The 15,269-nt window shown below is 62.1% G+C and carries 10 protein-coding genes and 1 pseudogene; 6 read left to right on the plus strand and 5 right to left on the minus strand.

Annotated features, from left to right (window positions below):
• The first annotated feature begins 64 nt into the window (after positions 1–64).
• Positions 65–1,192 carry a glutamate 5-kinase gene (gene proB / locus DW661_RS06460; RefSeq protein ID WP_118935083.1) on the plus strand — a complete coding sequence of 376 codons (1,128 nt, stop codon included), beginning with the start codon at positions 65–67 and terminating at the stop codon, positions 1,190–1,192.
• Between the two features lie 101 nt (positions 1,193–1,293).
• Here the strand turns inward: proB and DW661_RS06465 are convergent, their stop codons facing one another.
• Positions 1,294–2,712, minus strand: a complete 1,419-nt coding sequence (locus DW661_RS06465; protein ID WP_118935085.1) for an alpha/beta fold hydrolase — start codon at positions 2,710–2,712, stop codon at positions 1,294–1,296.
• Between the two features lie 112 nt (positions 2,713–2,824).
• On the opposite strand from DW661_RS06465, the gene DW661_RS06470 reads away from it, so the two are divergent.
• Positions 2,825–4,111, plus strand: coding sequence for a glutamate-5-semialdehyde dehydrogenase (locus DW661_RS06470; RefSeq protein WP_117770210.1), 1,287 nt, complete (start codon positions 2,825–2,827; stop codon positions 4,109–4,111).
• Between the two features lie 71 nt (positions 4,112–4,182).
• Here DW661_RS06470 and DW661_RS06475 read toward each other — a convergent pair whose 3' ends face one another.
• Positions 4,183–4,782 (minus strand): HD domain-containing protein, encoded by a 600-nt coding sequence (locus tag DW661_RS06475; RefSeq protein WP_118935087.1) that lies wholly within the window; start codon positions 4,780–4,782, stop codon positions 4,183–4,185.
• Between the two features lie 117 nt (positions 4,783–4,899).
• Positions 4,900–5,385 (minus strand): CarD family transcriptional regulator, encoded by a 486-nt coding sequence (locus tag DW661_RS06480; protein ID WP_022094807.1) that lies wholly within the window; start codon positions 5,383–5,385, stop codon positions 4,900–4,902.
• 342 nt (positions 5,386–5,727) lie between these two features.
• Here DW661_RS06480 and argS point away from each other — a divergent pair, with 342 nt between their 5' ends.
• The 4 genes from argS to DW661_RS06500 all read left to right on the plus strand — a co-directional run bounded on the left by argS (position 5,728) and on the right by DW661_RS06500 (position 12,828).
• Positions 5,728–7,581, plus strand: coding sequence for an arginine--tRNA ligase (gene argS / locus DW661_RS06485; protein ID WP_117635048.1), 1,854 nt, complete (start codon positions 5,728–5,730; stop codon positions 7,579–7,581).
• A gap of 529 nt (positions 7,582–8,110) precedes the next feature.
• On the plus strand, positions 8,111–10,657 hold the full coding sequence (gene rho, locus DW661_RS06490; protein ID WP_370448142.1) for a transcription termination factor Rho: 2,547 nt from the start codon (positions 8,111–8,113) through the stop codon (positions 10,655–10,657).
• A 313-nt stretch (positions 10,658–10,970) separates the two neighbouring features.
• A complete protein-coding gene (locus DW661_RS06495) occupies positions 10,971–12,371 on the plus strand; it encodes a hypothetical protein (RefSeq protein ID WP_147356434.1) in 1,401 nt (466 codons plus the stop codon).
• Positions 12,372–12,378: 7 nt separating this feature from the next.
• On the plus strand, positions 12,379–12,828 hold the full coding sequence (locus DW661_RS06500) for a VanZ family protein (protein WP_117758336.1): 450 nt from the start codon (positions 12,379–12,381) through the stop codon (positions 12,826–12,828).
• Between the two features lie 114 nt (positions 12,829–12,942).
• Here DW661_RS06500 and DW661_RS06505 read toward each other — a convergent pair.
• Positions 12,943–13,833: pseudogene (locus tag DW661_RS06505) on the minus strand (ROK family protein).
• 141 nt (positions 13,834–13,974) lie between these two features.
• A complete protein-coding gene (locus tag DW661_RS06510; protein ID WP_117758335.1) occupies positions 13,975–15,156 on the minus strand; it encodes a pyridoxal phosphate-dependent aminotransferase in 1,182 nt (393 codons plus the stop codon).
• Positions 15,157–15,269 lie beyond the last annotated feature (113 nt).

Raw genomic sequence — 15,269 nt, forward strand, 5'->3', positions numbered from 1 at the left:
GGGCGAGTCACGCTTCCCTGGCCGCCGGCTCGGCCGTTCGCTGAACAGTTGATTGGTTTGACGTATGACGACTTCTTATAAAACGATGGTGGTAAAGATCGGTTCGTCCACGGTGGTGGGCGCCGACGGCAAGGTCAACCGCGCCTTTATCGGCGGGCTTGCCGACCAGGCCGCAGCGCTGCGCGAGCTTGGCTGGCGCCTGGTCGTGGTGAGCTCGGGTGCCATTGCCTGCGGCTATCCCGTGCTGGGCTTCGACCGTAAGCCGGTCGGCGACCTGCCGAGCCTGCAGGCCTGCGCCTCGGCCGGTCAGTGCATCATCTCGTCGGCCTACGACGAGGAGTTCCATGCGCGCGACCTGCTCACCTCGCTCGTGCTGCTCACGCGTCACGACACGGCGCGCCGCACGTCCTACCTGCACGCGCGCGACGCCCTGCTTCGCCTTGTGGAGCTTGGCGTGGTGCCGGTCGTCAACGAGAACGATACCGTCACCGTCGATGAGATCAAGTTTGGCGACAACGACACGCTGGCGGCGCTTGTGAGCTGTCTGGTTTCCGCCGATCTGTGCGTGACGCTCTCGGACATCAATGGCCTCTATACCGCCAATCCGCACGAGGACCCCACGGCCGAGTTCGTCCCGGTCGTGCATAAGATCGACGCCAAGATCATCGCCTCGGCGGGCGATTCTTCCACATCGGTGGGCACGGGCGGCATGATCACCAAGATCCGTGCAAGCCGCATTCTCATGACGGCCGGCATTCAGAGCGTGATTTGCTCGGGCGAGGAGCCCGATGCGCTCGTGCGTTTGGCCCGCGGCGAGAGCGTGGGCACGCTGTTCGATCCGCCGGCGGAGCGCCTGGACATTGCACCCCGCAAGCTGTGGATTGCACTGGGCGACAAGGCGCACGGCTCGGTGACGGTTGATGACGGCGCCGCGAAGGCGCTGGTCAGCCGCGGATCGTCGCTGCTCGCGGTGGGTATTCGCGAGGTCGATGGCCAGTTTGCCGAGGGCGATGTGCTCGACGTGTGCGACCCGAGCGGCATGGTTGTCGCCCGCGGTATCGCCGAGGCCGATTCGGACGTGCTGGAGCTCGCCGCCGGCCGCCGCCAGGACCAGATTGCCAGCAACCGCCTGCTCGCAGACCTGGCCGAGAAGCCCGCAATCCATAGGGACAACTTGATAGTGTTTGCATAAAGAGAGGCAGCGCTGCGGCTCGTTTTGCCAGCAGTGCTGCCTCTCCTTTTCCGGCACTTGGGGACGTTCCTATTGTGCCGGCAGGTGGGGACACTCCTTTGCTAGAAGATTCGGCGCAGGTCTCCGCGGTTGAGGGACTCGTCGAAGAGGTGCTTGAATACCACACTGCCGTGCAGGCCGTCGTGCTCGAACTCGTTGGTTACCCAGGCGTGCGAGTTGCCCACGCGGCTGAGCGTGTCGAGCTGCAGACTCGAATCGACGTACATGTCATCGAAGTACACCGCGGCCTGGAGCGGCACCTCGTTGCAGGCCAGGCGCTGCGGGTCATAGATCTTGTCCCAGCTGGTGTCTTCCATCAGCAGGTCCATGGCGGGCTTGAAGGGCTTGAGCTCGGGCATCTGCTCGAACATCCACGGGAACATGGCCTCGCCGGTAAACATGAGCGGGCGCGCGAGGGTGTCGAACTCGGCGTGGTGTGCCTTCTCTTCAGCTGCGGCCCAGCCAATGGGCATAGTGTCACCGTCGGCGTATATGAACTCCTGCAGCGTCCAGTACAGCGGATTCGTGCGCGTGTTGGTGCGCTCGAAGGCGCGCATCAAAAAGCTGTCGGATACCGAGGAGCCGCAGCTCAGCGTACCGTCGCCTGTAACAAACGCGTGATCGATAATCCAATGCATGCGCTCAAAGCTCGGCTTCATGCCAAAGTCGCTGCCCATGAGCTGTAGGCGCTCGACCGTCATTGGCGAGCCGTCGGGCAGTACGGGCTTCTGAGCCTCGAGCGCATCGGCCAGGGCTGCCACGCGCTCGACATCGGCGGGGTAACGGTCGTAATACTGCTGCGTCTTGGCGGCCATGCGCGGGAAGGTGTGCGCGTAGACCTCGCTGGCGCTCGCCGGCACGTGCGGAGTGCCGCCGCAGGTAAAGCTTGCCGCCACGCCCTCGGGGAAGAGCGACAGATAGCTCAACGTCAAAAAGCCGCCGTAGCTCTGCCCGAGTGTGACCCAGGGCTTGCCGCCAAAGCCCACCAGGCGCAGGTACTCAAAATCGCGCACGATGGAGCTGGCGAGGTGACGCTTGAGGAAGTCCGCCTGCGAGCGGGCCGCATCGGAGCCTGCCGCCTCGGCGCGCTCGCCCAGTGCGGCAATCGTGCGCCCGTCTACACAGCTGCTGCGCCCGGTACCGCGCTGGTCGGGCAGGACCACGCGGAAGTGCTTGACGGCCTCCTCGATCCAGCCATCGCTTGTGGGTGACAGCGGACGCGGGCTCTCGCCGCCGGGGCCGCCCTGCAAAAACAGAAGCAGCGGCAGATCGTCGTTGATGCGGTCGGGCGCGCAAACCACGCGGTAGAAGAGCTTGATGCTCTCGGGCGCGCCGGCGATTGGTGCCGGCATAGCGCCGCGGCGCATGGTGCTGCCGACGGCCAGGAGCATTGGCTCCAGGCCGCGCCAGTCGAGGGGGACGTCGATGCTGTGGTCCTCGACATACAGGCCGGGGACGTGGTACGAAGTAATGAGGGCCATGTGAGTCTTCCGTTCGTTGCGGTGTTTCGGGTTGACCAATTCTACCGCCGCGGGCGAGGCCATGCGCAAATCGGCTACCATGGTTGCAAACTTCTAGGAGAAAGGGCCGTCCATGTCGGTCGATATAGCCACGTATGTCCACGATCTTGCCGTTGCCGCTAAGGCAGCGTCGGCCTCGCTTGCCACGGCGAGCGACGAGCAGCGCCAGGAGGCCGTGCGCGCCATGGCCGCAGCACTGCGCAACGGTATCGACTCCATCGTCGCCGCCAACGAGCTCGATATGTCCGCTGCGCGTGATGCGGGCACCTCGGTCGGATTGCTCGATCGTCTGCTGCTGACGCCCGAGCGCGTCGAGGGCATGGCCGCCGGCCTGGAGAAGCTCGCCGAGCTGCCCGATCCCGTGGGCCGCGTGCTCGATCACCGTGTGCTTGCGAGTGGCGTGGACCTTACGCGCGTGAGTGTGCCGCTGGGCCTGGTTGCCATGGTCTACGAGGCGCGCCCCAACGTGACGGCCGATGCCGCGGGCATCTGCATCCGCACCGGCAACGCCTGCATCCTGCGCGGCGGTTCGCTGGCCTACCACTCGTGCGCCATGATTGCCGAACTGCTGGCCGATGCGCTTGAGGCCCAGGGCTTTCCACGCGAAGCTATCTCGATGATCGAGTCCACCGACCGCGAGGCCACCGGCGAGCTCATGAAGCTCCGCGGTATTGTCGATGTGCTCATTCCGCGTGGCGGTGCGGGCCTGATCCAGCGCTGCGTGCGCGAGTCGCTTGTGCCGGTGATCGAGACGGGCACAGGCAACTGCCACATCTACGTGCATGAATCCGCCGATTTTGACAAGGCGCTCAACATTATCGTCAACGCTAAGACGCAGCGCGTGGGCGTGTGCAATGCCGCCGAGTCGCTGCTGGTCGACCGTGCCGTGGCGGATTCGTTTTTGCCGGCGGTCGTTGCCGTGCTGCACGACCACGGCGTGCTGATTCACGGCGACGAGGCCACGTGCGCCGCATGCGCTGCCGCCGGGCTTGCCGAGGGCGACGACTATGTAGCCGCGACTGAGGAGGACTGGGGCCGCGAGTATCTGGCGCTCGAGATGAGCGTGAAGGTCGTGGCGAACGAGGACGAAGCCATCGCGCACATCAACCGCTACGGCACCATGCACTCCGAGGCCATCGTTGCCGAGGACGAGGATGCCTGCGAGCGCTTCCTGGACGCGGTCGATGCCTCGGCCGTATACGCCAACGCCAGCACGCGCTTTACCGACGGCGGCGAGTTTGGCCTGGGCGCCGAGATCGGCATCTCGACCCAAAAGCTCCACGCCCGCGGCCCCTTTGCCGCCGAGGCCCTCACCACCTACAAATACAAGCTCCGCGGCACCGGCCAGGTCCGTCCCTAAACCTGTTGCAAACGAAAAACCACCACAAAGGCGCCTGTCCCCTTTGCGGTGGTTATAGGTGGCGTGGGCGGTTAGGCCTGGAAGGTGTCGCGATCGGGAGCGAAGGATTGCATGGCCGCGATGGTACGGTCGAAGAGCTCGGGAAGCTCCCAGCCCAGCATCTCGGCGCCCTGCGAAATCACGTCACGCGAGCAGCCGGCGGCAAAGCGCTTGTCCTTGAACTTCTTCTTGAGCGACTTGGTCGTAAAGTCCATGACGCTCTTGCTCGGGCGCATGACGATGGCGGCTCCGATCAGGCCGGTGAGCTCGTCGCAGGCGAACAGTATCTTTTCCATCTGCAGTTCGGGCTTGGGCAGCGAGGTGTTGAAATCGGACGTGTGCGTCTGGATGGCGCGAATGAGCTCGGGAGAGGCGCCCTCGCCCTCGAGGATCTCGGCCGCATAGATGGTGTGGTTCATGGGGTCATCCTCATGCTCCTCCCAATCCAGGTCGTGCAGCAGGCCGACGATGCCCCAAAACTCCTCGTTCTCGGGGTCGAACTCGCGCGCAAAGTAGCGCATGGTGCCCTCGACCGTTTCGCCATGGGTGATGTGGAACGGGTCCTTGTTGTGCTCGTTGAGCAGTTCGAACGCACGGTCGCGGGTGATTCCGGCGGTAAGTGGCTCTGCCATAAGAGGCTCCTTGTGCTCGTAGGTATCGCTAAGAATGAATACTACTAGAACGACTAGAACGAAAAAACCACCACAAAGGTGCCTGTCCCCTTTGTGGTGGTTTTTGGCGCGGATGGGTTAGTTGAGGGCGGCTTGGGCTAGGCGGGCTTCGGCGTCCTCTTCGGTGACGCCCAGGGCCACGGCGAACTCCTCGATGGAGCGGCGCTTGGCCTCCTTGAGTACGCGCATGTAGTAAGAGCTGGGCTTTTTATCAGCTTCCTCGGCCTGGCGAATGCGGTGCATCATGGTCTTTGCCACGCGGACCGTCTCGGGCGCGCCCAGCTTGAGCTGCTGCTTAAAGTGCGTCTCCTCAAGCGAGCTGTTACGCTCGGTAAAGGTGTCGCACTCCAGCTCGTCATAGTGGCTCAGCAGGTGCTCGGCATCTTGCTGGGAGATGGCGGCATGCAAACGATCGGCCTGCGCCACGGGGTACATGAGGATCGTCTGCGCATGTCCCTGCTTGGTCTCGAGCAACAGCATGGGCTGCGGCGTGTCGTCCCTAAAACCGACGACGGTGCAGACTCCCTGACCCGGATGAATGACGTGTTGACCGATTGAGAACATGCTACCTCCAACTTATACGAATTTACGTATGTCTAGAATAACACGCTGACGTGCGCAAACCCTTACTTTATGCAGGAAAAGCACACAATTCTGATAGGTAAGAGTATTCGATAACAGACGCAGCTCATTCACACCTTTATGCATTTTCAACGCCTGCATAATCTGCAGGCAGACCGGCATCTTTGAGTGACTCCATGCAAGCTGTAGTCATTTTTGTGCATATGCAATATCTATTAGCTTTACCCTGCGACAGTGCCCGTCGCTTGTGATAGAGTGCTACAAACTCTGGCTTTTGCCCTACGAGTGACCAAGAGCTCGGGGGCTTTAACACAAGGAGGATCTATGCCCGAGAAGATTGAAGAGCTGGTACGCGCTGCGCTTGCTGCGGCCCAGGAGGCCGGCGACCTTTCCGCATTTGAACTTGACGATTGCGCTATCGAGCGACCGGCTGACACTTCTCATGGCGAGTGGACCTCTACCATGGCCCTGAAGTCCGCCAAGCTGGCCCACTGCGCCCCGCGCAAGATCGCCGAGGTCATCGTTGCCCATATGCCCGAGGACCCCGCGATCGAGAAGGTCGAGATCGCAGGCCCCGGCTTCATCAACTTCTACCTCTCCGTTGCCGTCAAGAATGCCATCTTTGGCGAGGCTCGCGAGAAGGGCATGGACTTCGCTAAGTCCAACGTCGGTGGTGGCCTGAAGACCCAGGTCGAGTTCGTTTCCGCCAACCCCGTCGGCCCCATGCACATCGGCCACGGCCGCTGGGCCGCGCTGGGCGATTCGCTCTGCCGCGTTATGGACCACGCCGGCTATGAGATCCAGCGTGAGTTCTACATCAATGACCACGGCTCTCAGATGAACACCTTCGGCAACTCCATCAGCACGCGCTATATGCAGCTTGCCGACATCATCGCCAAGCAGGGCGTTGATATCGACGAGGCTCACAAGCTGCTGATCGCCGACCGTGACGCCTTTGTTGCCGACGAGAACGACGAGCACCCCGAGACCCATCCGTATCAGGACAACTTTGCCGAGACCTTGGGCAAGGACTCTTACGGCGGCGACTACATCATCGACGAGGCCGCCGAGTTCTGGCGCACCGACGGCGACAAGTGGGTCGACGCCGATCCGCAGGAGCGTATGGAGAGCTTCCGTGAGCGCGGCTATGTAAAGATGGTCGACAACATGCGCGACCTCTGCCACGCCGTCAACTGCGACTTTGATCGTTGGTACTCCGAGCGCTCGCTGTACGTGAAGGACACCGAGGGCGAGACCGCCGGCACCTCTGCCGTCGACCGCGCTTTTGAGAAGCTCGACAAGATGGGCTACCTCTACACCAAGGACGGCGCCCTGTGGTTCCGTTCCACCGACCTGGGCGACGACAAGGACCGCGTCCTGATCAAGTCCGACGGCGAGTACACCTACTTCGCCTCCGATGTTGCCTATCACTGGGATAAGTTCCAGCGCGTCGATCACGTCATCGACATCTGGGGCGCCGACCACCACGGTTACATCGAGCGCGTCCGCTGCGTCTGCGACGCTCTGGGTTACCCCGGCAAGTTCGAGGTTCTACTGGGCCAGCTCGTCAACCTGCTGCGTAACGGCAAGCCCGTCCGTATGTCCAAGCGCAAGGGCACCATGGTGACCCTGCAGGAGCTCGTCGACGAGGTCGGCTCCGATGCCGCTCGCTACACGCTCATCTCCAAGAGCTCCAACCAGATGGTCGACTTCGATATCGAGGCCGTCAAGAAGCGCGACAACTCCAACCCGGTCTATTACGTGCAGTATGCTCATGCCCGCGTGTGCTCCATCCTGCGCCGTGCCGCCGACGTAACGCCTGAGCAGGCCGACGAGATGGGCATGAAGGCCGTTGCCGCCAAGGCCATCGGTGAGAACGTCGATTACTCGCTGCTGACCGACCCGACCGAGCTCGCCCTTTCGCGCAAGCTCAACGAGCTCACCGACCTGATCGCCAGCTGCGCTCGCGATCGCGCCCCGTTCCGTCTGACCCACTTTGCCGAGGAACTCGCCGGTGACTTCCACAGCTTCTACGCTGCCTGCCAGGTGCTGCCGAGCGAGGGCCGTCCCGTCGACCCCGAGCTTTCGCGTGCCCGTCTGGCCGCTTGCGATGCCGTCCGCGTGACGCTCGCCCTGGTGCTCACCCTCGTTGGCGTTTCCGCGCCCGAGCAGATGTAATCTGCGGGTCATTTGACCGTGTAGGTTTGGTTTAACTGAGCCCTATAAGCCCGATCTCCCACGGAGGTCGGGCTTTTTTCGCAAATGCCGACGTATTGACGAATTTGGAACTGCTGGAAATACGAAACTATGCCGGTTTACTACGATGAATTGAGAATTTCCAACCACGCCGGCTTTTCGCAAAAAAGCGCAAGGCATCTACCTGCGGTTTTAGTTCAACCGGTTTCGGAGTAGTCGCGGTTGAGCGATTCATCGTAGTAAACCGCCATAGTTTTGGCGGAGGCGGTCGGATTTGTGGGCGGTAAACCAAAGAGTATCCCTTTTGACTAGTCGTTTATGAACGTCCCCGATGACTAAGTTGCAGGTGACGGCGGTTGTGTTACACTAACGCTGCGTAGTTGACGCAATCATCTCGATACAGATCAATGATGTCCGTCGTTTTGAACGGAACTAGACTGTTTAGCCGCCCTGAAGGTTTATGCAGGGAGCATGTGATCACAGGGCTTGAAAAGAAAGTTGAGCAAACACTGTGTCTGATCAACAGCAAGAAAACGAAATAACGACGACGCAAGCCGCTCCCGCTGCACCGGTTGCGTCGGACCAGGTCGCGGCGCCCGCGCAAGCCTCGGCTCCCGAGACGCCTAAGGCTGCTTCGACGCCTGCGCCTGCAACTGGTGAGGAGGCTGCTCCGGCAAAGCCCATGCGTACGCGCCGCACGGCCAAGCCTACCGCTGACGGCGAGGAGGTCACCAAGCCCAAGCGCCGTACCACGCGCACGACGCGCGTCAAGCGCACCGTTGCAGCTGACTCCTCGGCGCCGATTTCCGATGAGGTCGCGCAGGCACGTGCGTTGGCGCAGATTAGCGAGGCTCAGGTGGTGCGCGCCCGCCGTCGTGCTGCCGAGCGCGAGGCCGCGGCTCTGACCGAGCTTGCAGCTCCGTCTGTGCCCGAGACGCCTGCCGCCACCGAGACCCCTGTCGCCGACCAGCCGACCGAGAAGCCGGTACCGCGCACACGCCGCCGCACGGCTGCTAAGGCCGAGCAGGTTGCTGAACAGGTAACCCCCGAGCTCACTGAGGCTTCGGTCCGTTCCGCGGCAGGGGAGGGCACATCGCCTGTTGAGCCCGCTGTGCCTGTCGAGGCCAGCGAAGTTCCCGTTGTCGATCCGGCTTTGCGCCCGCACCGTCGCGGTCGCAAGCCCAAGGCCTTTGTCGAGGCAGAGAAGGCCGCAGCAGCAGCCGCCGCCGCTCGGGATGCTGCGGCGACCGCCGAGTCTGCAACCGCTGCCGATGCACCCGTCCAGGATGCTACGACTTCCGAGGCCGCTCCCGCCGATGCCGAGCCCGCCGACGTCCGTCCCGGTCGCAGCCGTCGTACTGCTGCTAAGCGCACGTCCAAGGCCAAGGCTGCCAAGAAGGGCGCGTCCGAGGATTCCGCCGAGACGACCGCCGATGTATCGACTGATGCCGCCGAGCCCCAGGACGTCGAACAGCCTGCGTCCGAGAAGCCCAAGCGCGGTCGTAAGAAGTCCGTTAAGGCCAAGGCGTCCGAGCAGCAGGATGTCGAAGCGCAGGTTGATTCTGGCGCCGAGGCCAATGACGCCGCCGCGGCCAATGTTGGCACCGCCGCAACCGATGGTGCCGCCCCCGCTGAGGGCGAAGACGGCACTCGTCCCAACCGTCGCCAGCACAAGCGCAACGACGAGCGCAACGAGCGTAAGGACGACCGCAACAACGACCGTCGCAACCGCCAGCGCGATCGCAAACAGCGCAACAAGGAGCGTAATGCCGCTCCCACCGAGCCCACGCTTTCGCGCGAGGAACTCGCGGCCATGAAGGTCGCTGAGCTGCGCGAGAAGGCTAAGGAGTTCGAGATCGAGACGACCGGCAAGAAGAAGGCCGAGCTCGTCGAGGAAATCTACGTCACCGCTGCGAAGGCCGAGGGCTTCCGCGACATCAAGGGCATTCTGCAGATTCGCCCGGACAGCTCCGGCATCATCCACGCCCATGGCTACATGAAGTCCAACGACGACGCCTTCGTGCCCGCCTACCTCATCCGCTCCGCGCGCCTGCGCACGGGCGACGTCATCGAGGGCTCGCTGCGTCCTTCGCGCGGCGGCGACAAGCGCGCCGGCCTCGCCAAAATCACGACCGTCAACGGTCTGGACCCCGAGCAGATTCGCAACCGTCCCAAGTTCGGCGACCTCACCCCGGTCTATCCCAACGAGCCGCTGCGCATGGAGCACGGCAAGGATTCCATCACCGGTCGCGCCATCGACATCGTGTCGCCGATTGGCAAGGGCCAGCGCGGCCTGATCGTGTCCCCGCCCAAGGCCGGCAAGACCACGATCCTCAAGAAGATCTGCCAGTCTATCTCGATTAACAACCCCGAGGTGCACCTCATCTGCCTGCTCGTCGACGAGCGCCCCGAAGAGGTCACCGATATGCAGCGTTCCATCAAGGGTGAGGTTGTGGCGTCGACCTTCGATATGCCTGCCGACAACCACACCCGCGTGGCAGAGCTCGTCATCGAGCGCGCCAAGCGCATCGTGGAGCTGGGTGGCGATGTTGTGGTGGTGCTCGACTCCATCACGCGTCTTGCCCGTGCCTACAACTTGGCGGCGCCCGCCTCAGGCCGCATCCTTTCGGGCGGCGTCGATTCGGCGGCCCTGTATCCGCCCAAGCGCTTCCTAGGCGCAGCCCGCAATATCGAGAACGGTGGCTCGCTCACCATCCTGGCCTCTGCCCTCATCGACACCGGTTCCAAGATGGACGAGGTCATCTTTGAGGAGTTCAAGGGCACCGGCAACATGGAGCTTAAGCTCGACCGCGACCTGGCCGACCGCCGCATCTTCCCGGCTATCGACCCCGTTGCCTCCGGTACGCGTAACGAGGATCTGTTGGTCGACGAGCAGATGCGTCCGTTTGTCTTTGGTCTGCGTCGCATTCTTGCCGGCATGAACAACACCGAGCGCGCGGCCGCATCGTTTATTAAGGGTCTTAAGGGCACCAACACGAACCAGGAGTTCCTGGTGCGTTCGGCCAAAAAACACAGCGACTACGAGCAGACGTTCTAGGTTGTCATCCACACGCAACGATAGTCATCAATGCGATAGAGGGTCGGGGCTTTGAGCCTCGGCCCTTTTCCGTAGCGCCGCTCCGCGCTTATTTTTGACCGTAAGACCGACGAGCAGCAGGTTTCCCGTTTCAATCCGACATCGTCGCTTGCAATCGGCAGGGCGGTTTCGCATAATAGCTTTTAAGCTTCGCGACGGAAAACGCAGATGAAACGAACCATATACCGTTGCTTTGGGGCATAGCCCCGCTTCATCTTCTCTCGCGCAGCCAACTGAATGATGCGATTTGGGTGCTGGAAGATGGGGAGAGCTCATGGCTTCTTCTGATGCAACACAACGAGCAGTCCTTGCCGGACTTTCGTGTGGGATCGGCCTTGCCGCTCCCGTGGTTATGTATGCCGCGACGCTGCCGTTTTCGTCGGTGAACGAGACGGTCGTGGCGGGTGCAGTTCCCTTCGCCGTGGGCGCGGTGGCGGGCGTGGGTATCTATGCCGCCTCGCTGGGTATCTCCGAGTATCGTGCGCAGCGTGAAGAGCGTCTGTTCCAGCCCGATGCCATGGGCGGTGCCGCCAATCTCAATCAGCATCAAAGCGAGTTCAAGACCGCCTCGATTCCAGCTCAGCAGCAGGATGCGACTCCTTACGCTGCGACTTCTGCTTCTCAGGCTCAGTCGGAGCAGTCTACCTCGGCATTCCTTTCCGGCCTGACTGGTGCGTTCCAGCGCCGTCATGCCGACGATGGTGTTCCTACCATTGCTCGTGCCGCAGATGCTATGGACGAGGCCGAGGCTTGGTCCATGATCGACAGCATGCTCGACGACGATTCGCCGGTTAGCTGCGACCCTGCGCGCTCGCGCGACGTCTATCAAGTCGCCATCGACGAGCTCACCAACGGCGGGCAGACCGGCTCCTTCAATCGCGACGACATCGCCGCCGCGGCGCGTGCCGTGTCGGGCTCCCAGGCCGCCCCTGCGGGCAGCACGGCGGCTTTTGTGGCACTCGTTGCCAACGCGGCAGCCAATAACGCCTACAGCGCTACCTCGGCGGACGCGAACGTTTCTGCCGATGATTCGTACGTTGATGAAGCCATGACCGCGGACGAGGAGGCCGTTGCCGCCCGCCGTGCCGCCGAAAGCTCGCTTTGGGGCGCTCCTGCCCAGCAGCAGGCGGCTGAGGCTGCGCCGTACAATGCAAACCTCGCCAGCATGCCTATCATCTCCGGTGCCGCGGGCATCGATCTCGATGACCTCGATGAGCCTGCAGCCATCACCGCATCGATTGATGCCCAAGATCGCATCGACACCGGCGACCTTCCGGACGCCTCGCTCGAGGTTGATGTCCCCATGGCCGATTACTCGGGCCACGAGGGTATGTGGGCCGCCGCCACCGCGATTCTGGATGAGATTGACGAGCCTGCTCCTGTTTCAGCCCCCGCTCCCGTCGCTGCCCCTCAGCCTGCTGCCCCCGCCTATGTCGGCCGTCACAGCGCTGTGTTCCCCGAGGATACTGCCCGTATCTCGCGTGAGAGCATCGAGCGGGCCGAGGCTATTGCCGCCGGCATTATGGAAAATCGTCGTCACGAGCGCGTCAATCAGATCCTCGAGGAAGAGATCGAGCGTCTTCAGTCCTCTACCGCCAAGCGTACGGGCCGTGCTTATCTGAGCGTTATCGAGGGCGGTACCGCCAGCTTCGCGCCGCTCCGCGCGGAGGCATAACTTCTGCATGGTTAAGATCAATCGAAAATGGGCGGTCGTAACCTGTCTGATGGCGCTCTTGATCTGGGGCAATTCGCTGGTTCCCGGCTCGGGGTCGGGCTCACTGAGCCTAACGGTCATGGAAGCTATCCGCGGTTTCCTGCACGGCGTGGGACTTCCATATGAATGGGTGACCAACTTTGTTGTTCGCAAGTGCGCGCATTTTTCCGAGTATATGGTGCTCGGCATCCTGGCAACGCACGCCTTTGATTTTGAGGGCCGGCGCACCTTTGACGTGCTGCTGCCCACGGCGGTGTTCCTGCTGCTGATTCCTTCGATTGACGAGACGATTCAGCTCTTTGTGCCGGGACGCGCCGGCATGATCACCGATGTGATGATCGACTGCTGTGGAGCGGCAACGGGCGTTGTGCTCCGATATCTCTTACGGTCGCTGATGTGCGCCAAAAAGGCCGCCTAGGACGTATTGTTTGGTCCTAGGCGGCCTTTTTTATTTGAGGGCTTATATGAGGCGTGGTGGCGTCGTTTCGTAGGTCGGATTTGCCGGGCGCGCCACGCCCTGTGGGTTCATCTGCTACTGAAGCGCCTGTGCGCCCAGGGCCAGGCAGCCCATAACGCCCTGCTTGCCCTCGAGGCTGTTGTTGACGATGTAGTTATTGATGTCGTTGACCTCGGTCGTGACGATATAGCCGTTGAGTATCTCGGCACACTTTTTGCGTGCGAGCGGCACGATGGGAGTGTGGTCGGCCACGCCGCCGCCGATGATGATCTTTTGCGGCGCGTAGCACAGCGTGTAGGTCATGAGTGCCTGTGCCAGATAGCCGGCGAGCAGGTCCATGGCTTCCGGGTCATCAGCCATGTCTCCGGCGCTCTTGCCATCCCAGCGCTTTCTAACGCCGGGGCCGGCGATGAGGCCTTCGAGGCAGTTGTCATGGAAGGGGCAGGCGCTGTGCTCGCCAATGGTGTCGCGCGGGTCGCGCGTGACCAGGATGTGGCCAGCCTCGGGATGCATCATGCCGTGCACGAGCTTACCGCCCGAGAGCACGCCAGCGCCCACGCCGGTACCGATGGTCAGATACACCACGTCAGTGAGGCCCTGGGCGCAACCAAAGGTGACCTCGCCCAGGCAGGCGACGTTGACGTCGGTGTCGTAGCCGCAGGGAATATTGAGCTCGTTTTGGATGGTGCCCAGCAGGTCGAAGTAGCGCCATGCCGTTTTGGGCGTCTCCAGGATCTTGCCGTATTGGGGCGAGGCAGGGTTGACTGCGGTGGGGCCAAAGGCGCCGATGCCCAGCGCGGCGATGCCCTTGTCGGCAAGTCATGCGTTGACGGCCTCGACGGTCTCCTGCGGAGTCGTGGTCGCGATCTGCTCACGCTCCAGGACCGTGCCGTCCGCATAGCCCGTGGCGCAGACCATCTTGGTGCCGCCGGCCTCGAGCGCTCCGATAAGCTGCTGCTCTGCCATAGTATTCCTCTCTCCGGGATGAGTTGCTCCGTGACTAAAATATAGCGCTCTAAACCATTTAAGAAAGCGCTATAAAAAGAAGCCTCGCAACGCGGCGGGCGATGCGGGGCTTCTTTGGTTACTTTAGTTGCCGGGCCGTCCTTACCCGCGCGGGTTGATTTTATCACGTAGCGACTTGAGGTTCTCAAGCGCAGCGTTGAGCGTCTCGTCTCGCTTGGCAAAGTGGAAACGAATCAGATGGTTGACGGGCTCGCGGAAGAAGCTCGAGCCCGGAACGGCGCCCACGCCCACCTTGGAGGCCAAATCCTCGCAGAAGTCGAGGTCGCTGTCATAGCCAAACTCCGAGATATCCATCATCACGTAGTAGGCGCCCTGCGGCACGTTGTGCGTAAGGCCGATGCTGTCGAGTCCCTGACAGAACAGGTCGCGCTTGGCGGTGTAGAGGTCGAGGACCTCCTGGTAATAGCTGTCGTCGAAGTTGAGGGCGGTGACGACGGCTTCTTGCAGGGGAGCGGCGGCGCCTACGGTGAGGAAGTCGTGGACCTTTTTGATGCGCTCGGTGATTTCGGCGGGAGCGATGGTGTAGCCTAGGCGCCAGCCGGTGATGGAGTAGGTCTTGGACAGCGAGCTGCAGCTGATGGTTCGATCGAACATGCCGGGCAGCGTGGCCATATAGACGTGCTCGTGGGGCGCGTAGACGATGTGCTCGTATACCTCGTCGGTAATGCAGTAGGCGTCGTACTGTTTGCAGAGGTCGGCGATAAAGGTGAGCTCCTCGCGCGTAAAGACCTTGCCGCAGGGGTTGGAAGGGTTGCACAGGACGATGGCCTTGGGATCGTTGTCGCGGAAGGCCGCCTCGAGTGTCTCGCGGTCAAAGTCGAACGCAGGTGGGTTAAGCGGCACGTAGATGGGCTCGGCACCCGAGAGGATCGTGTCGGCGCCGTAGTTCTCGTAGAATGGCGAGAAGATGACGACCTTGTCGCCGGGGTTTGTGACCGTCATCATGGCGGCCATCATGGCCTCGGTGGAGCCGCAAGTGACTACGATATTCTCGTTGGGGTTCACCGGCATGCCCATAAAATGCTCCTGCTTGGCGGCAAGCGCCTCACGCATGGCTTGGGAGCCCCAGGTGATGGAGTACTGGTGATAGAGCGGCTTGGGATCGGTGGCGATGGTGCTGAGGCTATCGAGCAGCTGCGCCGGGGGATCAAAGTCGGGGAAGCCCTGCGACAGGTTGACGGCACCATACTTGTTGGAGATGCGCGTCATGCGGCGGATGACCGAATCGGTAAACGCCGCCGTGCGGTTGGAGAGTTCTTTCATGCCTATCCTTTCGAGCATTGGGTGGAGCAAGTTTACTCCTATGGAACCGGTGGGATTTGCTCGAAACGGCCTCGAAAAACTCTTTGGTTGATTTTCAATCTCAACGCAACAGC

Source organism: Collinsella sp. AM24-1 (assembly GCF_003470325.1).
Classification (GTDB): Bacteria; Actinomycetota; Coriobacteriia; order Coriobacteriales; family Coriobacteriaceae; genus Collinsella.